Source organism: Paenibacillus urinalis (assembly GCF_028747985.1).
GTDB classification, from domain to species: Bacteria; Bacillota; Bacilli; order Paenibacillales; family Paenibacillaceae; genus Paenibacillus; species Paenibacillus urinalis.
On sequence record NZ_CP118108.1, the window covers coordinates 3,359,307 to 3,384,584 of the forward strand.

8 protein-coding genes are annotated in these 25,278 nt (G+C 43.2%); 2 read left to right on the plus strand and 6 right to left on the minus strand.

What is annotated here, in order from left to right; translation table 11 throughout:
• Window positions 1-18 precede the first annotated feature (18 nt).
• The 6 genes from PUW25_RS15535 to PUW25_RS15560 all read right to left on the minus strand — a co-directional run bounded on the left by PUW25_RS15535 (window position 19) and on the right by PUW25_RS15560 (window position 22,684).
• Complete coding sequence (locus tag PUW25_RS15535) at window positions 19-13,413, minus strand: non-ribosomal peptide synthetase (RefSeq protein ID WP_274337282.1); 13,395 nt, start codon at window positions 13,411-13,413, stop codon at window positions 19-21.
• Window positions 13,406-15,859 (minus strand): non-ribosomal peptide synthetase, encoded by a 2,454-nt coding sequence (locus PUW25_RS15540; protein ID WP_274337283.1) that lies wholly within the window; start codon window positions 15,857-15,859, stop codon window positions 13,406-13,408. Before PUW25_RS15540 ends, PUW25_RS15535 begins: the two co-directional genes overlap by 8 nt.
• Window positions 15,840-19,598, minus strand: coding sequence for a condensation domain-containing protein (locus PUW25_RS15545; protein WP_047910526.1), 3,759 nt, complete (start codon window positions 19,596-19,598; stop codon window positions 15,840-15,842). Before PUW25_RS15545 ends, PUW25_RS15540 begins: the two co-directional genes overlap by 20 nt.
• A gap of 15 nt (window positions 19,599-19,613) precedes the next feature.
• The gene (pabB, locus tag PUW25_RS15550) at window positions 19,614-21,410 is read right to left on the minus strand and encodes an aminodeoxychorismate synthase component I (protein WP_238546294.1); all 1,797 of its coding nucleotides are present in this window, start codon (window positions 21,408-21,410) and stop codon (window positions 19,614-19,616) included.
• 30 nt (window positions 21,411-21,440) lie between these two features.
• On the minus strand, window positions 21,441-22,040 hold the full coding sequence (locus tag PUW25_RS15555; protein WP_047910527.1) for an anthranilate synthase component II: 600 nt from the start codon (window positions 22,038-22,040) through the stop codon (window positions 21,441-21,443).
• Between the two features lie 329 nt (window positions 22,041-22,369).
• Window positions 22,370-22,684 (minus strand): HNH endonuclease, encoded by a 315-nt coding sequence (locus PUW25_RS15560; RefSeq protein WP_047910528.1) that lies wholly within the window; start codon window positions 22,682-22,684, stop codon window positions 22,370-22,372.
• Between the two features lie 148 nt (window positions 22,685-22,832).
• Here PUW25_RS15560 and PUW25_RS15565 point away from each other — a divergent pair, with 148 nt between their 5' ends.
• Entirely contained in the window at window positions 22,833-24,152 is a 1,320-nt protein-coding gene (locus tag PUW25_RS15565; RefSeq protein ID WP_047910529.1) for a spore germination protein, read from the plus strand.
• A gap of 1 nt (window position 24,153) precedes the next feature.
• Window positions 24,154-25,260: a GerAB/ArcD/ProY family transporter gene (locus tag PUW25_RS15570; RefSeq protein ID WP_047910530.1), complete on the plus strand. Its 1,107-nt coding sequence runs from the start codon at window positions 24,154-24,156 to the stop codon at window positions 25,258-25,260.
• The last annotated feature ends 18 nt before the right edge of the window (window positions 25,261-25,278 follow it).

Here is a 25,278-nt window from a genome sequence, read left to right on the forward strand (position 1 = left end):
CTTCTCATCTGATAGAAATCAAAGTCCCTTGATGATGTCCTCAATATCGTCCAGCTCATCAAAAGTCAGATCTGAATCTGTGTAATCACTAGGTGTGTACTCTTCTTCTCGATCGATACAATGATGGATTAAAGATTGTAAATGAGATTTAAACTGCTCCAGCCGAAGATGCGCCGTGTTCTCCCCGATAACTATTGGGTTATAGCGATAAGTGAGCTTGAATTGGCTCTCGCTGATGACACAGTTCCATTCTTCCTGATGTGTCATCCTATTTTGTGGGCTAATGAGATTCCCCATAGGCATTGGTGAAAAATATTCAGGTTGGTTATTCTCATGGCTCTCAAATTGACCCAGATAGTTAAATACAATATCTGGACTCGAAGCTGTGACGCCTTCATCCATATCTGTGGTCAAATACTTGAGAACACCGTATCCTGCGCCTTTGGTCGGAATGCCGCGCAGCATTTCCTTCGTATTTCTAAGCGTGTCACCATAGTCATGAGAGGAAGACAGGATCACGGGATAAATTGAAGTAAACCATCCGATTGTACGACTCAGATCCGTTTCTTCTACTAACTCTTCTCTTCCGTGTCCTTCCATATGAATGAGTGTTTCGGTCTCGTAAGTCAATGCCAGAGCAGATAACAGCAGATCATTAACTTCTGTATGATAAGCTCGATGAACCTCGGTCAGGAGCCGCAGGGTCATCATTACATCCAGTTCCATGCTTAAGGTTGCACTTTCTTTGTAGGTGCACGGTTCCTGTTTGCTATTTGGAAGCGATAAAGCCCGTTCCTCTATATCATTCCAGTAAGAGGCTTCACTTCGATAATTCCCTCTAACCGCTTGAGCTGTAAGACGATGACTCCAGTCATAATAAGTGTCCGTCTTACCTAGGTTCACAGGTTCCTCTCCCGCAAGCATCGAGTTATAGATTTGCATCAAATCCTCGATGAGGATTCGCCAAGACACCCCATCAATAATTAAATGATGCATGGCAATGAGCAGATGATCGCCTTGATTTGTTTTGAATATCCCAATCTTAATCAGCATGCGTGTAATATCCATCTGTGATTGAATCCCCGTGGCTAGGTATTCGATTTGAGCTGTCTGATCGGTATCCTCGTCAAGCTCATACGTATCCAATGTATAGAAAGGGCCTTCCTCCATAGGACAAACGATCTGCTTCGCGACCGCATTCTCCTTGATAAAGCGAATTCGAAGGGCATCATGTTCAGCAATCAACTGAGCTAAGGATTTATGCAGGATCTGCTCATTCCATCCTCGCGCATTATACAGCATCATAGATTGATTAAAGTGCCCTTCATGCTCCAGGTTTTGTTCAAAGAACCAGGCTTGAATGGGAGTAAGCGGTACTTCTCCAACCGAAAGGCTTGAAGACGCTCTTTTCGTCTCTGTCCGTTCAAGATACAGCGCGCATTCGGCAATGGTTGGATACAGCATTAGATGCTTAACCTGCAGCTTCCAGTTCAGTTTAGCCAGCTTCGAAACAATCTGGATCGATTTGATGGAATCTCCACCGAGTGTGAAAAAGTTATCTTCTACGCCCATTTGATCAACACCAAGCACCTCTGTCCATACTTCAGACAGCACGATTTCCTCCTCTGTCTGTGGCGCAATGTAGCTAGCTTGAATGAGAGTAAAGTCTGGGTCCGGTAATGCTCGATGATCGAGCTTGCCATTTCGAGTCAAAGGAAGCTGGGCTAAGAATATAAAGTAAGACGGTATCATATACTCAGGCAGTTTTTCTTGTACAAACCTCCTGATTTCCTGTGTCGATATATTTTCAGAATTCACCAGATATGCACATAGATGATGTGCTGAATCGTTCTTCCTAGCAATGACTACGGCTTCTTTCACCAATGGATGCTCCAAGAGCCTTGCTTCGATCTCGCCTGGCTCAACGCGATGTCCACGAATTTTAACCTGGTGATCTATTCTTGAAATGAACTCTAAGCTTCCATCTGGCAGCCATTTTACCTTATCTCCTGAACGGTATAATCTCTGTTCTCTGAGTGACGGTATAGATGTAAACCGACTACGGGTCATCTGGGGTTCCCCAAGATATTCCTGGGCAAGACCGTCTCCTGCAATATACAATTCTCCTGCGATGCCAATCGGCTGCAAATGTCCTTCCTCGCTAATTACATAAGTCCTTGTATTGTGAATAGGTCGGCCAATCGGTACTGAATGCTTGGATTGAAGTGTTTCATCTACATTGTAGGTTGTCGCGAAAACCGTTGTTTCCGTAGGCCCGTAGCCATTCGCAATTCGGTTTGCTCCCAAATATTCATAAGCACTGAGCATATGAGGCTTAGAAGTCGCTTCACCTCCGACGAATACCCTCTTTGTATGTTTTAGAGACGTAACATCATAGTCAACCAGTGCGTTGAAGAGTGTGGTCGTGATGAAAAAGGATGCTATGTGCTCCTTCTCAATAATTGCCGCTAGCTTAGCGATATCCAGAACATCTTCCTTCCGGATGACAATAAGGGTGCTTCCGTTTAAGAGCGAACCAAAAATTTCAAACGTTGATCCGTCAAAAGCGTAGTTGGACAACTGAAGAATCCGATCCTCTGGTTTGAGGTCAACAAATCCGTTATTTATGGAAGTCTTCACAACATTTTGATGTGTTGTTACAACCCCTTTTGGCTCTCCAGTTGAACCTGATGTATACATGATATAGGCAGGCATTTCCGGATCAATCTGTATCTTTTCAACTTCAACAGCTTCAATATGGCTCCAATAAAATGGCTCTAGAGGTACATATACTCCATGGAATCCATCTAGGCTAGTATCATTAGGAGCCGCCAGGATCGAAGCACCACTGTTGTTTAACATATAAGCAGCACGTTCATCAGGGTATGAAGGATCGATCGGCACATATGCACCACCTGCCCGCAAAATCCCTAATATTCCGACGATCATTTCTAAAGAACGTTCAGAGCGTATCCCGACTGCTGTTCCTGGACGGAGTCCTTTCTTAATTAACACACCAGCAAACTGTCTGGTCAGTCTGTTAAGATCCGAATAGGTTAATGACTCTTGGTCAAATTGAACCGCTGTATGATCCGGTCTTCGTAAGACCTGCTCCTCAAACAGCTCTATAATATTCTGAAGTCGAGGGTACGAGGCAGCAGTGCTGTTGAAGCACTCGAGAATCTGCTTCTCTTCTTCTGCAGTAATCAGCTTCAGCTGCTGTAACTGCCTATTAGGCTGGGAAGTCATTTGATTCAGAATATGGACAAAATGGTGTGCCATTCGATCAATCTGTTCCTCTTGATACAGCTCCGTACTATACTCCACAGTCATTTTTAACAAATCATCATGATCATCAACTGCCCAGGTCATATCAAATTTGGCAGTACGGGTCGCCCATTCGAGCGGCTCAATATCCAGCTCGTTCAAATGAGTTATTTCAGGCCTTGCGTCTTGAAGCACGAACATGGTATCGAACAGCGGACTCCTGCCTGGATCTCTGTTGATACGGAGCTTCTCAACGAGCTCATCCAAAGGATATTCTCCGTGTTCAAAAGCCTGCAGCGTTTCTGAGCGAACAAGACTTATCCATTCTTCGACCTGATAATGACCTTCTACACGATTGCGAAGTGCAATGGTATTAACAAACATTCCTGCAATAGAAGCGGTATCCGAATGATATCTTCCAGCAATCGGTGTACCGACCACAATATCTTTCTCCGCAGTATATTTGGACAGAAGAAGATTGTATCCGGCTAGAAGGATCATGAACATTGTGGATTGGGTCCGAATCGATAATTCCTTAAGCTGCTCGTATAGTTCAGGCTCGATTTCGAATGAATACACCGCTCCATCAAATCGCCTTCTCATCGGTCTTCTTCCTTCGGTTAGAATATCGATGACTGCAGGAGGCTCCTCAAATTTGCCAACCCAGAACTGTTCACTTGCCGAATAATCCGGTTCTAATCGCCTGTGTGTCTGCCACGATGCGTAATCCTTATATTGAGCAGGCAGCGCCTTTAATTGTTGTCCCTCGTATAACCTGATTAAGTCTCGATACAGAATGCCTGTTGTTATTCCATCCGAAGCAATATGGTGAGTATCTATGAATAGTAAAAACTCTTCATTTGAGGAATGATACAAACCCGCCCTAATGAGAGGTGCTGTGCTTAAATCGAAGGGGCGTATAAATGCACCCAAGCAAGATTCGATAAAAGCATTCAAGGACAATTCTTGTACATTTTCACCTCTAATAAGCTTAAATTCAATCTCATTGATCGGATGAATTCGCTGCCTGACTTCGCCCTCTTCCATTGCATAGCTGGTTCGCAAAGCCTCGTGACGATGAATTAGCTTTATAAGTGCGAGTTCCAAACGCTCTATCACCAATGTTCCTTTCATCCTCATAACAATAGGCATATTATAGCTGTTATTTGTATCTTCAAACTGCTCGATAAGATACAGCCTTTTTTGTGCAGATGATACAGGATAGCTGACTTGTTCTGCAGCCTTCGGAATCGGAGCATATTTTTGTATACATCCTTTTTCAATAAGCCCAGCCATCTCAGCTAAAGTTCCTGCGTTGAATAGCTCAGGTAAGGCAATCTTTACTGCCCAGCGCTCAGATATGCGGGCTGCAAGCATCATCGCCTTTAGGGAATGCCCTCCAAGCAGGAAGAACGAATCTGAAGATCCAATCGTTTCTATTCCCAGCAGCTCCGACCAGAGCTGTGCAAGCTCGATTTCCGTATCTGAGGTCGGTTCTACGTAAGAAGAACCTGTTATCTCGGGCTCTGGAAGAGCTCTCCAATCTACTTTTCCGTTATGATTTAGTGGAAGTGAATCAAGCAATATAAACAAGGACGGAATCATATATTCTGGCAAAACGGACCTGAGCCTCTGTCTCCATTCTACAATCAATTTTTCTTCGCTAGACTGGGCTGGAGAGTCACAAACCACATATGCCACAAGTATTGACGTTCCATTCTGATCTCTATGTCCCGCAACGACGGCCTCGTTTACGTCAGGCAGAGAAATGATCGCCTTCTTAACTTCATCGGATTCAATCCGGTTGCCCCGTATTTTTAACTGCCCGTCGGCTCTACTTATATAAGTCAGCTCTCCATTAGGCAGCCATTTTACGATATCGCCTGTACGATACATTCGCTCTTTCTCATGGAAGCCGTCTATAAACTTGCTGCTTGTTAGTTCGGGTTGACTTAAATATCCCTCTGCAAGACCATCACCTGCAATATACAGCTCACCTGGAATGCCCACTGGCTGCAGCTTACCCTTCGCATTTAATACGTAAAACCTTGTGTTCCTTATCGGCCGACCAATAGGTATATTCTTCGTTGTCTTTATGTGATGATCCACCGAATACATGGATGCAAATACGGTTGTTTCCGTTGGTCCATAGGCATTAATCACCTTATGCTCTCCTAGAGCGTTGAGCACCTTAAGTACATGTTGATATGAAGCAGCTTCACCGCCGAATATGATCTTGCGCAGTCCCTTTAAGCAATCCATATCATAATCCACCATTGTATTGAACAATGCCGTTGTCATAAACTGTACGGTAATATTCTCGCTTCTGAAGGTGGAGGATAGGACAGAAACGTCTTGAAGCATCGTGCTTGGCATTAAGACGAGCGTTGCTCCATTTAACAAAGCACCGAAAATATCGAAGGTTGATCCGTCAAATGCATAATTTGACAGCTGCAGCATTCGGTCTCCAGGACCCAGCTCTACAAATCCATTATTACAGCAAACATTTATTACATTCTTATGAGTCGTGATAACTCCTTTTGGCTGTCCTGTTGATCCAGAAGTATACATTACATAAGCTGTGTCAGCGCCTGTTGCATATGTTCTGGTGGATATGAAAGAATTCTCGGCGTAGATTTCCGGCTCAGACAATGAAATGACCGTCCCTGCATATTGTGAAATGGTCCTTCCTTCTTCAGCAATGAGCCACTTTGCCGCGCTGTTTTCCAGCATAAAATGAAGCCTCTCATCAGGAAAGCTCGGGTCAAGCGGAACATAAGCGGCCCCAACTTTCAATATAGCCAATATAGAGACGATCATTTCTGGATTACGATCAGCGAGCAATCCGACGCAGCTGCCAGGACGTATGCCATGCCTCCACAAGTAGCCTGCCATTCGAACGACACGGTCGTTTAACGTCCTGTACGAAATTTCTTGTTCTTGATACTGCAGAGCTATGTGTCCGGGTTGCTCTTTAGCTCTTCGTTCGAAAAGATCGATTAAAGACAGATCATTCGGATAGTGAGACTGGGTCTGATTCCATTGTTCAAATTGATCGTATTCTGCATCCGACTGCATTTCGAGATCCTTCAATTTCGTATTCCGGTGAATAAGCATTTCATGTAGTAATCGTTCATAATGAGCAGCCATTCTTGCAATTGAAGCCTCATTCCATAGATCAGAACGATATTCAATCTCTGCCTTCATTTGCCCTTCTTCTTCCTGCCATGCCCAGGTCATATCAAACTTTGCTTGCTGGCCACGCCACTTCATAGGCCGAATGTTCAGTTCCGGCAACGCTGTAGCGTTCAATCTCATATCCTGTAGAACAAAAAGGGTGTCAAAAAGCGGATTTCTACTCGGACTAAACGGAATGTTCAGCTTCTCAGTTAAGCTGCTAAGTGAATACTCTCCGTGTTCAAACGCATCAAGGATATCCTGCTTAAGATTCGTAATATATTCGCCAACGGTTTTAGCTGAGTCGGGTTTAACCCGAAGCGGCAGTGTATTTACAAACATGCCCATCGTTTGTTGGGTATCCGCATGGTTACGTCCTGCAATGGGTGTACCTACAACAATATCCTCTTCCCCCGAATATCTCGCTAAGAGCGTGCTATAAGCAGCGAGAAGCAGTGTGAAGTGCGTTGTGCTATACTTCTCAGCTTCTTGCCTGAGAAGCTCACATAGCTTATCAGGCAAGTCGAATCGGTATATGCTTCCCTGCGGACTTTTGACAGCTGGACGTTGATTGTCCATTGGCAGCTCTGCAGTTCCTTCAAAATCCGAGAACTCCGCAAGCCAAAACTGCTCACTTTCTTGATATGCTTTATCTTTGATCCGTTCGTTCTTCCATACTGCGTAGTCCTTATACTGCACTCTAACCGGTTTGAGAGGAAGACCACGATATAAAGTCATCAGCTCTTCGTAGATCAGCTCCGTAGAAGCTCCATCCGAAATAATATGATGTGTATCTAACGCCAAGTAGTGAAGCTCAGGATGAACGGTTAACAATGACACCCGAAATAGTGGGGCAATATTTAATTGAAAAGGCTTCACAAATCCAGTCATCCATTGGTTCAGATTATCTTGCATGTCAACTTCCTCTGACCTGTTCTCCAGCACATCACGGGATAATCGCCATTCAAGCTTGCTCGTGTCGCATATCCTTTGTGAAAACTGACCTGATTCCAAATGAATTGATGTTCTTAGGGCCTCATGACGCCCAATAATTCGAACAAAGGAAGCCTCGAGTCTATCAACATCAAGCATTCCTTTAAGCTCAAATAGCATTGGCATATTATAGCTGAGAGCAGCTTCTTCGTGTTGATATGCATAATAGATTTGCTTCTGAAGATCCGTTAAAGGATACTCTGACTGTTCTGGCACCGATTCAATAGCCATATGAGGCTGCAGGTCTGACTGCTGAATCCAAGCGGACATATCTTCAAGAATGGGCATTTGAAATATATCAGACAAGGACATTTTGACATTAAATTGTTGATGAATTCTGCCCACGAGCATCATCGCTTTAAGGGAATGACCACCAATCTCAAAGAAATGATCATAAATTCCGATCCTGCTGATCCCTAGAACCTCTTCCCATAAGCTGACGAGCACCTTCTGCGTTTCGTTAGTGGCAGGAGCATAATGATCACCATGTCTAAGCTCAGGCTTAGGCAATGACCTACGGTCCACCTTGCCGTTACTTGTTAAGGGAAGCTCTTCTAACGTCACAAATACTGTAGGAATCATGTACTCTGGCAAGTAAGGCTTAAGTTCGTTCTTCCAGCTGGCAATCCTATGAGGGGTTAGCTTCTTGGTTAGCAATCGTTTGTCTTCCGGTACAATATAGGCGCCTAGATAGGAATGTCCTTGTTCATCCGAATTGGCGACTACAACGGTCTCTTGAACTCCCTCTAGCATTCGAATTTGAGCTTCTATCTCACCCAGCTCAATTCGATGTCCTCTGATTTTCACTTGAAGATCGATTCGTTCCACAAATTCCAGGCTGCCATCCGGGAGCATTTTTACGCAATCTCCTGTTTTGTACAAACGGGACGACGTTAGACGTGGAATTACGACGAATCTTTCAGATGTAAGCTCTGGCCTGTTCAAATAAGTGAGTGCTATACCATCTCCGCCAATGTATAATTCACCCGGTATACCAATAGGCTGCCGTTGGCCTGATTTGTTTAACACATAGATGGTTGTGTTATTCATGGGACGGCCAATAGGGACATGTGATGCCGAGCTGATCTCGTGAAATGTCGAGAACACAGTCGCTTCTGTTGGACCATACATATGGATAAGTCGTCCTTCACCTAGTACATCGAGTGCTTTACCTACATGATTTACAGATACCTTCTCCCCGCCGAACAGCACTTTTCTGGTTCCCAAAAAGCAGCCGGAGTCGAAGTCAATAAGTGTATTAAACAACGCTGTCGTAAGAAAAAGAACCGTGATCTGCTGACTCGATATAACATCTACCATAGCAGCAGCATTAAGCATCTCTGTGCGCTCAATTAGAACGAGCGAAGCACCATGGAGTAAGGCACCAAATATATCAAATGTTGCACCGTCAAAGGCATAGTTAGAAGCCTGCAGAAAGCGGTCACTATGATTAATCAGTAAATAACCGTTATTGATCATTGTCTTTACAATGTTACGATGTGTTGCGACAACTCCCTTAGGTGTTCCTGTTGAACCAGACGTATACATAATATATAAAGGCTGTGTAGGTTCAATTTGACGGTATTGTCCCAGATCGGAATTAGGCGCACTTGACCATAGTGATGTATTGTAATGAATAAATTCCCCTTCATAACCAGACAGCTCATACCCATCCGATGCAATGACGAGATCTGCTTGACTATCCTCCAGCATGAAGAGAATTCGATCCTCTGGAAACGTTGGATCTAGCGGAACATACACCCCTCCTGCCTTCACCACCGCCAGAATGATTACAATCATATCCATTGAGCGATCCATTAATAGTCCCACTCGCTGTCCTGACTGCAATCCTTCTTGGAATAGATACCATGCTAGTTGATTAGCAGCTTCATTCAGTGCTCTGTAAGACATTGTATTTCTGCCCATAATTAGAGCATCTGCCTCACCTCTAACCTTGCTTTGCTGCTCAAATAATTCAGCAATGCTGAGGTGCGCAGGATAATCCGCATCCGTGTTGTTCCACTCGTCAAGCTGTTCTGCCTCCGTTGATGTTAGCAGCTCTACATCTCCAATTCTTAAATTAGGATATTCAAGAAGCTGGTTAAGAATATGGAAGTAATGATGAGCTATTCTTTGAATCGTTTCTGGTGTCCACAAATCCGTCCGGTACTCAATTCCGAGCTCCATCCCCTCTTCGGATGCAGAGCAAATCCATGTCATATCGAATTTCGATGTGCCCTGATCCCATTCGGAGTAATCTACAGTAAGTCCAGTATTCGCCAGTGGCTCCTGCTCCTGCTCCTGCACAACAAACATCGTCTCAAACAAAGGATGACGACGATGATCGGTAGACAGAGATAGGCGATTTATTAATTTCTGTAAAGGATACATCCCGTGCTCGAACGCGGACAGAATGTGCTTATGAACGGAATCCAGGTATTCCCGAACGAGCAGCCCTGAATCAGGTGTAGTCCGAATCGCAAGCGTGTTGGCAAACATACCGGTCAGACTCTCTTCTCCCACTTCTCCTCGTAGTGAGAATGGTGTTCCAACCACGATGTCATCTTGTCCTGAATACTTGGCAAGCAGCACTTGGTATGCTGCCATCATGATCATGAATAATGTATCGTGACGAGCAGCGGATACATTCCGCAATCTACTCACTAGTCCATTAGGTATCTTCATATGAACACGTTCACCGTCAAAGCTTCGTTGTACAGGTCTAACATAATCTGTTGGAATATCGATAACTGCCGGATGCTGCTTGAATTTGGACAGCCAATAACGCTCACTGCTCTCGTATCTTCTCTCATCCAGTTCCGATTCCCAAACCGCAAAATCTTTATAATGAATACGAATTTCTGGCAGCTCTTTCTCTTCGTATAATGCGATCAAGTCCTTCAATAAAATTTGGATCGACATTCCATCCGATATAATATGATGCATATCTAACATAAGGATGTGATGATCATCTGCTAGTTTCACAAGACCTGCTCTAAAAAGTGGAGCCTGTCCCAGATCAAATGCAGCAATGAATTGACTTGCAAATCGTTTAACTGCCTCTTCTGATGATTCATCATCCCTTAACATTTCCTGCTCTAATATGAACGGTACTAGATCTTGTGTTCGATGAATTTTTTGACATAGCTCACCATTTTGTATTTCAAAAGATGTTCGCAGCACTTCATGTCTTTGAATAAGCTCAAGGATGTTCTGCTCAAGCTTTTCGACACTAATCCTGCCCTTCAGATCCACAGTTATTGGCATATTGTAGCTTGTGTTCGCATTTTCGAATTGCTGAACGATATATAGTCGCTTTTGAATCGACGAAGCCGGATAGAATTCCCGAGGAGCTGCTGGCTGAATCTTTAGTAGGTGAGATTTCTGTTTATTAACCATCCACTCCGCCATCTCTCGTATAGTAGGCAGCTTAAATACATCCTGTAATGATATATGGACTCCGAAGCTTTTCTGAATCTTTGCCGCCAGCATCATTGCTTTGAGCGAATGGCCCCCGATTTCAAAGAAATGCTCATCAATACCTATTCTCTTAAGTTGAAGTGTTTCTTCCCATAACGAAATTAATCTCTCTTCCAATTCATTCGTAGGAGCTGAATAATTGTCGTGTTCCAGCTGCTCAGGTGCAGGCAATGCCTTGTGATCTAATTTACCGTTTGAGGTTTTTGGAAGCATACTTATCGTAATAAATGTACTCGGTATCATATATTCAGGAAGCGTATGTCGTAATTCTTTTTTCCACTCCTGCACCCTATTCTCAGTTCCCTCTGGAACAACATAAGCACACAGGTAAGAATGTCCATGCGGATCGCGCTGAGCGGTGACTACCGCCTCTTTAATCGAAGCGATTTCGACCAGCTTACCTTGAATTTCTGTGAGCTCTACTCGATTGCCGCGAATTTTCACTTGCTGATCAATTCTTCCTCTGTATTCCAGCATTCCATCAGGCAGCCATCTGACTAGATCACCTGTTCTATACATTCTCTGTCCTGGCTCAAAAGGACATGACACAAATCGCTCGTCACTTAAATCTTGCCGGTTAAGATAACCTGAGGCCAGTCCATCACCCGTAACACAGAGCTCGCCTGGAACCCCTAAGGGTTGAAGCTGTCCCATTCGATTAAGGACATACACTCTTGTGTTATGAATTGGCTTCCCGATTGGAACGGTATCGTAAGTCAACAAACGCTCGTCTACGGAATAAGTCGATGCAAACACGGTTGTTTCTGTAGGTCCATATCCATTGACCAGCTTGTTTGCCCCGAGTACTTCGAGCGCTTTTGTAACATGAGTTTTAGATGCAGCCTCTCCCCCAAAGAACAGCCTTCTTACATATCTAAGGCTATGAACATCCCAATCAACCAGTGTATTAAACAAGGCTGCTGTCATGAAGCAGGATGTAATTTTCTGAGTCAGCATCGTATTTGCCAGTTCTTGAACATTCAGCAGCTGTTGTTTGGAGATGAGAACGAGAGAAGCACCGTTTAACAGAGCGCCAAAAATCTCATAGGTAGATCCATCAAAAGCATAATTGGATAACTGTAATATACGATCCGACGCTAGTACATCCATAAACCCGTTGTTAACCGAGGTTTTGACAATATTACGATGAGTTGTCACCACCCCTTTTGGCTTTCCGGTCGAACCAGAAGTATACATTATATATGCTGTACCTTCCGGAGAAATGGAAGCAGCAGGAATGGGAACCTCTGTCATCTCATTCACGTTATACAAATCGTCTCGAATGGAAAGGATCTTTCCATGATAACCCTGAATAACTCGATCTTGATCCGTAATAAGCCAGCTTGCCATGCTATCGGTGAGGATCTCTCTAACTCTTTCATCTGGATAAGCCGGATCAAGCGGGATGTATGTACTCCCAACACGTAAGATAGCAAATATAGAAATGATCATGTCCATGGAGCGTTCGGCTAACATGCCTATCGTTGCTCCAGGCCTTACTCCCATCTTCAGCAGAGCTGCAGCGGCTGTTTCAATACGCTGGTCAAGCTCTTTGTATGTCAATTGCGCATCTCCCATAATAAGGGCAGGATGATCTGAAACCGTCGATACTTGCTTCTTAAACAAGCTTACAATAGATTCATTTCTTGGATAGGCTGCAGTTGTATCATTATAACGCTGGAGCTTCTCTCTCTCTTCCATAGTCAATATACTTGCTGTATCCAAGCTGTGGTGAGTATCATTCATCATACAATCCATAACTCCCAGATAGACGTCAAACAGACGATCCGTGAACTGCTTGTCATACATGGACACCATCTTGACGGATAATTCGCCGAGAGTTACTGAAACGCTAAAATCAAGTAACGTGTTTGTTCTTTCGAAGCTAAATGGCATGAATTCAAACAAACCTTCGTTAACCGTTTCATAAACGTGAAAATCAATAAAATTGAAAGCCGTATCGAAAAATGGATTTTCCATGCTGCTTTGTTCTTCCACTGCTTTTTGAATCTGTACTAAAGAAAGTCTTCCATACTTTTTCAATTCATTCTGCTTGACTTGAACGTACTGAACGATGTCTCTCCAGCTCATACCTGGCTTGAAGATCGTACGAAGCGGCACTGTATTCAAGAAACACCCCAACATGCGTGCTCCATCTTGTGAAACAGGGCGACCATTTTCTACAAGGCCGATTAAGATATCACTCTCATATGAGAACATGTACAGTGTACTGATGTAAGCTGCTAAACAAATGGATTTTACCGTCACTCTCTGCTGCTGTGCAGCTCTTTGCAAATCGTTATACCGTTCAGAAGATAGGGTCTTGATGGAAGTATTGGATTCCATAATCTTGCTTAATCTCGGTTGTTCAGGGAATTCATACTTGCGATAGTCGCTTAGCTCAGCACGCCAGTAGTCGATCATCTCTTGACTAGAAGAAAGGGCCAGCTGTTCAATCACGTATTCTTTATAGGTTGATTTTATTGGACTAAGCAATGACTTCTTCCTCCCTCAACATGCCACATAAATTTAACAGCTCTGATATAAAAACGGCTACGCTCCAGCCATCGAGTATCGCATGATGAAAGATCCAGCCAATATATGTTTCCTCATTAGAAGTGAATAGCACGATTCTCCACAGAGGTGCTTGATTTATATCAAAGGGGTGTTCACGATCTTTTCTGAGATAAGCTGTAATTTCTGATTCCACGTCGGAGGAGATGAGTTGAACCTCCTTCACTTCGAAATCGATGTGCTCACATATATATTGAACAGGCTCTGGAAAATCTGAGATATTAAACCCCGTACGCAGCATAGGATGTCTGCCGGCTAGTTCATTCATAACCTCATGAAGCATGGAGGCTGTTATTCGAAGCCCATTAATACGGTATATAAATTGGTCGTGATACACCCCTTCGCCTTGATGCTGTATGTAGTGAAAGACCATGCCTTGTTGAATGTCACTCATCGGAAACAAATCCAGAACGTGCTGCGGAAGAAAAGAACGGTACTGAGGACTTTCTATCCATTCCTTTTTTTGTTCGATCAGCTTTACTTCCATTTTTCTTTTCTCTTCATCCATAGAATTCGTGAGATGACCGTTCCGAACCAGGCTTCGAATCGTTGGATACCTGTATAGATCAATAATTTCCATACTCGTCCCCAGCTCTTTATTCATCATGCTGATCAACTCAATGGCTCTGATGGAATCCCCGCCTAATTCGAAATAGTTGCTGTCTACCCCCATATTGGCTTGATGAAGAAGCTCCTGCCAAATACGAAGCATATTCTCCTCTATAGGAGACTCTGGCAAAACGAGACGATCAGTTTGATTCAACTCAGAGACGGCTCCAGGTGTCGGAAGCCGCTTTACATCCACTTTATTGTTAATCGTCATCGGAATCTCTGGCATGTGGAAAAAGTGAGCCGGTAGCATATACTGCGGAAGATGCAGTGACAATTGTTTTCTTAGCTCCCCTGCTTGTTGAGAGCGTTCAGATACGTAATAGGCACACAATTTATCTTCATTGAAGCGATCCTTTTTGACAGTTACCACTGCATGTTGAATCCCTTCAATTTGTAATAATCTAGATTCGATTTCACCTAATTCTATCCGGTAGCCTCTAATCTTCACTTGATGATCCATACGGCCAAGATACTCGAGCTCACCATCCATACTCCAACGGGCCAGATCTCCTGTCCGATACACGCGTACACCTGGAAGAAAAGGCAATGTTACGAAACGCGCTTCCGTGAGTTCCGGCAGATTAATATATCCCCTGGCAACTCCATCTCCTGCAACATAAATCTCGCCCTCTACACCAATAGGTACAAGTTCACGTTTATCATCTAGTATATAAATTTGAAGGGTAGGAATGGGTTTCCCAATGTTACTGACACGATTGTTTATTTCCTTCATGCCAATCTCTTTATATGTCACATGAACTGTGGTCTCCGTAATACCATACATATTAATAAGCTTGGTATTCGGGAATTGTTGCTGAAAATCTGCTAACATCGCGGGCTGAAGCGCCTCACCCCCAAAAATAACCGTTCGAACTTTAAGGCTGCTCTCCTGAACCGTTAATGCAAGCTTAGCCAACTGATAAAATGCAGTGGGTGTCTGGTTAAGCACGGTTACCTTCTCTACTTGCAGCAGATTAAGAAATTTAGCCGGCTCCCGGGACACAGCTGGCGGAACAATCACCAGCGTGCCTCCATATAACAAGGCTCCGTACATTTCCCATACCGAAAAATCAAAGCAGAACGAATGGAATAAAGTCCAAACATCCTTCTCAGCAAAGTCAAATAAGTTTCTATCATTAAACAGAAGTCGTACGACATTGCGATGCTCTATCATTACTCCCTTTGGTTTCCCTGTAGAGCCTGAAGTATAGATGATATAAGCAAGATCAGAAGGTGCACTCATATAATGTTGGACGCAAGTCTGATCATAACTTGACAAGATCGGAGACTCCTTTGGATTCACGACCGGGATATCCATTCCTTCTGGAACTAGCGAATGATCCTGAGCGATGCACAGCACGGCTCCGCTGTCCTCCAGCATGTAACTGATCCGATCTGCTGGATACTCCGTGTCAATCGGCATATAAGCACCGCCCGCTTTTAATACAGCGAGAATTGAAATGACCATGTCCATTGTTCTTGGACAGAGGATGCCTACAATCTGGTTTGGCTTTATCTGCCTTGAACGAAGGACCTCTGCCAGCTCTTCTGCTCTACTATTGAGCTGATCGTAGGTCAATTGCTGCTCTTCAAATTTCAAAGCGATTCGGCTTCCGGACTTTTGTACTTGTCGCTCAAACAAGCTGTGAATCGTCATCTCCCTGGGGTAATCAGCAACCGTGTCGTTAAAATCATGAAGAAGTCTTCGCCTCTCCTGATCGGGCATGAAATTCAAGCTAGACAGTTTGATAATCAACAACCCCTTCCAGTATTGTCGTGTAATAATCCAGTAATCTCTCAATCGTCTCTCTTCGGTATAAATCCGTATTATATTCCATTCGTAGCTTAAGCACGTCAGACTCCTCATACACATGCATAATTAGGTCATATTTGGCTGTATTGCCGGTTTCAATTGTCATATAAGCTGACGTCTGACCTAACGAATATTGATGAGTAAATTCATTCTGCAGCGTGAACATCACTTGAAGGGGAGAACGAAGTGATCCTGCTTCTCTCCCTGAAATGTTGTTCAGTACCATTTCCAAGGGAACATCTTGGTGTTGATAAGCTCCAAGAGCTGTGTTTTTCACTTGATCCAATAATTCGTCAAAAGTCATCTCATCCGAGATCTCTACCTTCAAGACGACCGTATTGGCTAGAAAACCGATGAGTTTCTCGGTATCTGGCCTGCTTCGATTGGCCATGACAGTCGTAATCGGCAGTTCGGCTTGTCCTGAGAAACGGTGAATTAGATAAGAGTATGTCGCGAACAAGAGCATAAACAGAGTCGTATTCGTATGAGCTACTTTCTCGTAAACCAGTTTGGTCATACGAGGGCCTACTGCCTTTTCCAGCGTATCTCCAGCAAATGTGGAGGTTTCAGTGAGTAGGGCATCAGGAGGCACCTGCAAGGATCCTTTTGTTCCTTCAATCTGTTCTTTCCAATATTCTGCTTTACTATATAAAAATGAGGTAGACGTGTTCTCTAGGTCGGACTGCCATAAGATGTAATCAGAGTAAGTCGCCGTCGCCGTCTGTTCCTCTAGTTCTTCTTGTAAATAAAGCTGAATAAGCTCATTCGTAAAAATTTCAACAGACCACCCGTCTGACATAATATGGTGCATGGAAATAACCAGCGTATGATCTACTAGACTATTTGCCAATAGTGTTAAGCGAATGCAAGGGTCACTTAAAAGATCAAAGCGTCTGTTCGCCTCATTCTTAATAAATGTATTGCGGTGCAGCTCTCGTTCTACCTCGTCCCACTCTTTCAAATCAACAAATTGAACGTAAGGCTGGACGCTGTCCTCAATATATTGATAAGGGCTGTTGTCTGCTACCCCGAATCTAACTCGCAGTGCTTCATGGCGCTCAAACAAAGCAGCCAAGCATCCATAGAGCTTGTCATATTGAATGTCACCTTGAAACCGGATAGAGAAGGTGGATGTATAGAACGGGCTGTCTGGAACCATCATGTGCAGGAACCATTGACTCTTCTGTTTAAGCGTCAAGGGCAGCCTGTTGCTGTTCCGTGATCGAACAGGGATCGTTAGGAACTCCGTCTGCTCCTCTGCGTCATTTAACATTTCTAATAAGCCAGCTACCGTTGCCTGTTCAAAGAATTGTTCCGCTGTAATCTGAATAGAATATCGTCTATATATCATCGTAATTAGCTTGGACATTTTAAGTGAATCGCCACCTAGCTGAAAAAAATCCTCCTGCTCGGACAGCTCATTCAAATCTAGAATCTTACAGAAGCAGTCCGTCAGAAAGGCAGCCTTTTCTTCGGAATTGTTATCCCTTTCCGCTTGTGATTCTTGAATTTGGTAGACTTCTATTTCACTCGCTGTAAGATTGTACTCTTTCAATATTTCTCTAATGCTTGAATATAGCGCACATTCCGAGCTTGTTGCTTCATCTGAGGAATAATATACGCAGATTAGTATATTTTGTTCGATGTTATCCGCAGTCATTTTAATTTCTTCTTGAACATTTGAATACTCTATTGGACTTCTATTAAATTTAGAATCTCCGAGTAGTCTATTCTTCTGCACACGTTTCTCCATTAGACAATCCAATTCACTTAGAAGCTCATCATAACTACCTTCCATTAGATCATTCACAAGCAGCCGCCTCTGAATTTTTCCCGTAGGCGTACGGTGAAAGCTTTCACTCCTGACTGGAATTACATATCTCGGATGAACTCCAAACTGTCGAGAAATAAGCCCTCTCAATTTTTGTATAATTAGAATGCAGTAATCGGGTTCATTGTGTATTGGACTAAAGAACAGCAATAAATGATCATTCCCATTCTCTCCGCCAGACACGCCGGCAGCAGCAACATAACCATGAACGATTCCTTCGACTTGCTCCATCACCGCTTCAACTTCAAAGTTATAAACATTCTTGGCATTGATAATAAGAACATCTTTCTCTCTGCCCGTTAGAATGAGACTTCCGTTTTTTACAAAGCCTAAATCACCCGTTTCAAACCATCCATCATCTGTAAAAGCTTCCTTCGTCGCTGCTTCATTCTTGAAATAATGGTCAATGATCGTACTTCCTTTGAGTTGAATTCTTCCCACTGTTTTTTCGCCAAGCTCAGCGCCACTCGGATCGGAGATGCGAAGCTGTACACCTGGAATGACTTGTCCTATCTCTACAAAAGCTACTGACTCATTGCTATCCTTGCCTTCATCAAATATCAAATGGTCATCCAGGCTGTCCTTGCGCACAAAATATACGCCCGTTGACGGAGAGTCATCTAAATGCCTCCCAAAACATAAGCTTCCTGAAAATTCGGACATTCCATAGGCAGGTATAATGCTGTTATTACTTAATCCAAAAGGAGCTAGTTTTCTCAAAAACTTTTTCGCTGTCAACACGGAAATGGGCTGACCTACATTTAAAAGAATCTTAACGGAAGTAAAATCCCACTGCTGATCGATCGCTTCTCCATTTAGTTGATTGATCTGATCGTATCCAAAATTAGGAGCCCAAGAAAAGGTTACTTGGTGCAAACTCATATCTTCCAGCCATACAGCCGGCCGCGATAGAAACCTCTCAACAGGACTTAAAATTTGTTCACTACCGATCACGGTACCCAGAATGTGGTTGGTTAGAAGCCCACCTGCATGATATAGAGGCATCCAATTCAGCGTGATCTCATTCTCCGTTAAATGTAAATGACGCTGAATACCTATAATGTTGGACAGTATATTCGAGTGTCTGTATGATACACACTTTGGAATGCCGGTTGTACCCGAGGTGAATAGGAACATAGCATAGTCCTCGGCATTCGCTGGATGACGATATGAAGAAGGATTGGATTGCAGCAAATCGTTTGTTGATATTATTTTTTCATTGGCACGATGTATTGGTTGATCGGTTACGATAAGTGGAGATTCGAGGAGGCTTCGTACCTTCTCAAATTTTATTCTTTCTGCGTGATTCGCTGAGAGCTGCAATGTGTTCTTCATAGGTGCAGGGAGAAATCCGCCCATGACACAGCTCCAGAAGAGGATAACAAAATGATCAATTCTTTCGATTTGAAAAATGACTTTATCACCCGGTCTAAGCCCTTGCGCGATAAGTCCGCCAAGCATTCGTTCGGCCTGCTGTGACAACTCAGCGTAATTGGATGCAATGCGCTCATCATTATTTAGATAGTAATGAATTTTCTTGTCAGGATATCTTAGAACCGTCTGATTAAAAGCCTCTACTAATGTATGGGGGTCACTTTCATTCCAAGTTAACGGCTTCCCTATAAGTAGAGAAGAGTTATTTTCACTCGTTCCTTTAAGTTTCTCCTTCATTTTTACTGTCGGTTTTGAATATGTAAAATGTTCTCCCCTCTGTAGTGTGGCAGAGGCACGGTTAAGACGGGATTCGTTTGAATACGCCAAACTTTTTTGTTCATTAAAGAGAGATACCTTAACATTGGATAGCGTATGAAGCTGTCGAATGCGATCTTCAAGCAAATGGTTAAACATCATCTCATGCTTCCTCCTTCAATTCAGAGTAAAATTGAGTTCATGAATAACTTGATCAAGGCTTTCTTGTGCAATATCAATAGAGATCCATCCGCGAACACTATTAATAAGCCAAATCTGTGATGCCTCAATCATATCTCGAATCGTAAGGACTCTCTCTACTAGCAATCCGCTCTGGATCAGCTCATTGCGAAGCGTACCAGCTAGAAGTCCGCAATGTGTAGGAGGAGTGAATTTCGTATTGTTGATTTCCAAGACGACATTCCCGGTTGTAAACTCTGTTAATTCCCTTTTTTCATTCCATAGAAGTACATCGTAGACTTGTCCTCTATTCTCATAATGATCATTATAGATCGCCCGATAAGTTGTTTTGTGGTATAGGAATCGGCTTGCAGAGGAAACCGGAAATTGTGCTAAGATGGCTTCCATCGGACCTTGTATTTCATATAAAGCCTCGTTACAAATATGGAAGCTTCCGTCTTTGGACAGCAGCATTCTTACTTTCCAGATTCCATCCCTATATTGAATTGAATGCTGTAAGAGTGCTTGTCTAATCGAGACCCAATTCCCTTCAAATTCAAAGTAAGCAGCAGATTTCTTCATTCTTTCAAGATGAGGTTCTAACAAATCGAATCTTCCATTTTCCAGTCGGATCGATTCGAGTAGCTGAAATTCGGGTCTGACTTCAGTAAGTAGTAATGCTTTTGTTCGAGCCTCTTGATATTCTTCCTCTGCTGTAGAGTCCCAGGTAATACCGCCGCCAACCCCATATTCAGCTATATTTGTGCAATGATCTATCCAAACCGTCCTGATAGCTACATTAAATACAGCTGATCCATCTGGATTGATGATACCAATGGAACCACAGTATATTTCTCTAGGCGTATTCTCCAGCTCCTGTATAAGGTGCATCGTGCTAATTTTGGGTGCACCCGTAATGGAACCGCACGGGAACAAGGCTTTAAATGTATCGAATAGACCGGCCTCCTCTTTAATATTAGCAGTTACAGTGGAGGTCATTTGAAACAAGGTATAGTACTTTTCAATATTAAATAAATGGGGTACCTCTACACTTCCTGGCTCAGCAATCACTCCAAGGTCATTTCTCAGCAGATCTGTAATCATGACATTTTCTGCTCGATTCTTCTCCGAATTCCGTAACCATTCAGATAGAATCTCATCCTCTTCCAATGTAACGCCGCGTCTAACAGTTCCTTTCATCGGGCGAGTTTCAATCTGTCTGCCTTTTTTCTTGAAGAATAACTCTGGAGAGGCGCTTAATATACTATAATCTCCCATATGCACCATTGCCGAATAATCAGCTTGCTGAGCAAGACACAATCTTGTGTAGAAGTTATAGGGATTCCCTTCAAACTTGGAACGAAGCCGCATGGTATAGTTAACTTGATATGTATCTCCTCTTCGTATCGCTTGATGAATTTGACGTATGTGATCTTTATATGTGTGTTCCTCGATCGTAGGACTCCATTCTGATACCTCAAACGCTTCACATTCAAAGTGAATTTCGTCGTTATGAACCTGATCAAAAATTCCAAACCAGAGAAGAGGTAAAACGGTATTCTGATGAACCTCAAACGCTGAATCGAATGCCGGTGCGGCCTCATAAGAAACATAACCAGCTGCATAATAACCCTCTTTTGTGTACTGCTCGACTCTCTCAAGAGCTGCTCTAATTTCTGAAATATCCCTTGCCTCAATAATTTCTATGGGATTAGTAAAAACCTTGCGCTGTCTACCCTCCTCTTCACTCACAAAATCCAAAATGATATAGGGACTGTCCTCTTTTATCATCATCGATCAGTATCCTCCTATGACTGCCGGTTATTAAACATACTTTAATTCTGCTGCTCGTTTTTTTACTGCGTACATATAGAGAAAGTTGTTTAATATTTGTTTTCCGTAGGGAGTGATTATGGATTCAGGATGAAACTGTACACCTTCGATATCATATTTCCGATGCCGAAGTGCCATGATCTCCCCTGCCTCAGAAGTTGCCGTTACTTCTATATCATCAGGAACATCATTATGCACGATAAGGGAGTGATATCTTGCAACCGTCAAAGGATTCGGAAGATCGTGAAACAGGCCCTTGCTCTCATGATGGATGAGGGATGTCTTCCCATGCATAGGTTGATCTGCAGCCATGACTTCAGCTCCAAAAGCTTGAGCAATCGCTTGATGACCGAGGCACACACCGAGTATGGGAACTTTTCCGGCAAAATAGCGAATTACCTCTAGTGAGATACCAGCATTAGAAGGATTTGAGGGACCTGGAGAAATTACAATGTAATCTGGATTCAGACTTTCTAGTGCATTCAATGTAATCGAATCATTTCTATAGACGTTGACCTCTTGCCCAAGTTCAGATAAATACTGCACTAAGTTGTAAGTGAATGAATCAAAATTATCAATGATTGCAAGCATATACATCCTCCTATGATTAGGATCCCACACTTGGGAGTATAGACTGACCGTCCGGTCTTTTTATGGGTAGAAATAATCATTTTTATCTCTATGACTCGCCTCCTACAATTTAGACTGACTATTCGGTTTACTTTACTTTAAATGCAACTCTGAAACTAATCGACAATATGTACTACTCAGCTACAATTTTGCCTGAGAATGGTAACAGTATATCACAGGAAATACGAATATTTGTTATTATATTTAGTTTTTTCTGTAAAAATGTTCAAAATAGTAAGGGCGGCCTATTGTTCAATCCAGCTTTCGACATGTTAAGACAATTGACCATGCTATCGCCCTCGGCTGCGGACATGGTTCGATTTAATGGATCTCGGAATCGTGGTTGGGGCCTGCTTGTATATCCATTTTAGATAAGAACGGATCTTCGGGTCAGCCTGCAGCGCTTCAATGGAAGTCAAACCTAGAACAACAAGCTCCCTGTTCGTATATAAATGGTGAATTTGCTTATGGCATGGAATACAGAGATCAGCCGTTTCCTTATAGTTCCCACCTAATTCACGCGGTGTTAGATGATGCACCGTCGTTACGGGAACAACTCGATTGCATAGTTCACAGGGTTTGGCCTGTTTTACTGAATCCTTCACTCGCAATAACCTCCTCCTCTGACCGACAATGAACGAGTCTATTTAGCATGATGAGATTGTTTAAATGATATTCATATTCACGAAGCAGAATGGATGGATTTATTTACTTTTCACTGCGCATACTAAACCTAAAAAAAGGGTGAAAAGGATGCTTGCGACAGATGAATTAGAAACGTATCGCATTTCATGCGGACAGATGAATTACACATTACAATGGCTGTCAACACTTGCGGACGACAAGCAGATCAAAGAGAGGCTGCTTCCTTATCTCATGGCAGTACAGCCTGCTACCCTTGCACAGCTTCAATCCACAACGCCTATTCCAGGTATATTGTTCGTAACTAACATAGATGCACAAAAATACCTCCTGCAAGGACATGTATCAGTAATCATGGAGAACATCGTGGGTCCAGAAACACCCGCAGCCGTTATCCCGGTGCAGAAGCAGCAGTACCGAAGTATTGAGGAGCCTAAGGAGGAATTTGCTGAGCTTGGACCATTTGAAGCTTTTACTGAATCACTGGAGACCAATTTGTATATGATGCGTCGTCGTTTACCCATTGAGGAAGTCTGCGTTCATAAGATTGAATATGACAACGGAAGAATAAAGGGCGCCATTGTGTATCACAAAGATCATAAACAGGAAGCACTTCAATTGGAACAAGAGGCCCAAACCGCGTTTGAAAATTATTCAGACAGTATTCTGGATACGTCAACACTTGCTCTTGCCCAGAATGGATTGCAATTTACACTAAGCAATGTGAATCTGCTTACGGAGCACCCGGTTCAATGTGTTCGCCGTATTATGAAGGGCCAGGTTGTTCTCTTGCTGGAAGGCTCGCGCAAAGGTCTGATTGCTCCAACTTATTTATCGGACTATTTCCAGGCACCTTCTGACTATTTAATGGCTCTGCCTTTCGTTATGCTGATCAGAGCGATAAGAATATTCAGCTTCATCATGGCTCTGACCCTGCTGCCTCTATATGTAGCGATCATCAATTTCCATTACCAAATGATTCCTTCTAAAGTGATCGAAACATTATTTATATCAAGGTATGCGGTACCCTTTTCTGCCTTCTTCGAAGCATTAATTATGGAAGCTGCCTTACTCGTTCTGCTAGAAGCTGTTGCCAGACTGCCTACGAAGCTCTCGCAGAGCGCCGGAGTCGTCGCCGGTATCGTGCTGGGTACGGCTGCCGTTGAAGCGAAGCTCGTCAGTAATATTATGATTGTTGTTATGGGTGCCTCCGCCTTGTTTACCCTGACCAGCGCTAGTATTGCACTTCGAAATTCGTTATTCGTATACAGTATACCTGCTCTGTTGTTGGCTAATTTCATGGGCATTACAGGTATATTCTTATTCTGGTTTTTATTAATGGCAAGACTGCTTCAAGTCAAATCGCTAGACCGCCCATTTACTACCTTTAGCGTGCCTGCTCTGACCGATTTTTTCAGAAGGAGATTTTGATGTGAAACTTCACACCCAGAAACCGAACCAACAATCGATATCCATTTTATCCGGAGCTTATATATTACTTGGGGTTCAAGGGGGTTTTTTTGTCATCACACTCCCCACCTTGATTACGAACGAGGCTGGCAAAATATCGTGGCTGCTTCTACTCGTTACTGGATCTTGGATATTGTTTACCATGATAGGTTTAGCCAAATTAGCGGGAGCCAGAGGTATGTCCTGGAAGGAGCTTAACCAAGCTGCTTTTGGCCGCATTGCAGGATTTGCTATAGGTGCAGTCTGGTTTCTGTCGCTATTGTTCACGAACGCATACATTATTCAAAAATATGCTCGTTTACTCAATTTGTATGACTTTCCAAATACTCAGCCTTTGTTATATACCATATTAATGTCCTTGGCAGCACTTTTTGCTGTGTGGGGCGGCTTGCATGCCATATCAGGAATTTTCATGGTCAGTATGGGGTTACAGCTGCTGCTCCTTGTTGCTTCTTTTATTTTTGTTATCCCATTCATTGATTTGAAGTACATCACTCCACTCACACTTATGGAGATAGACCACCCGATCCGTGCGATAATCTATTCCTTTGCTGGGTTCTCAGGACTCGAAACGGGTGTCTTGTTCTTGCAGGCCATGAAGAAGGAGAACAAGTTAGGAAATGTGCGCATGTTCGCTTGGGTTTCAGGGATAAGTCTCATCCTGCAGCTGTTTCTCGTAGAAATATGTATGTCTGTTTATGGATTTGAACTATTAGAGACAACACAATTCTCAACCATTACGATGATGAGATTGGTAAGGCTCCCATTCATCGAGCAGGTGGATCAGTTTGCCGTAGGATTGCTCTTTCTTCGGTTTCTTCCTATAGCTTCGCTTTATTTATGGTCGTGTACTGAAGTATTCAGGAACTTAGTCTTTCGTTCGATACCATATAGCATACATCTCTTACTTCAAGGAACGGTACTGCTAGCGATCGGACTTATGTTTATGAGTATACAAATCTCCAAACAGATCGATATGTTGGTCGTCATCCTATCGGCTGGCTGGTTTGTCATCTATGCCCCCCTGCTGCTGCTGCTCGCCTGGCTGCGTACTAGAAAACGCAAATGAGGAAAGGAAGGATTCAAC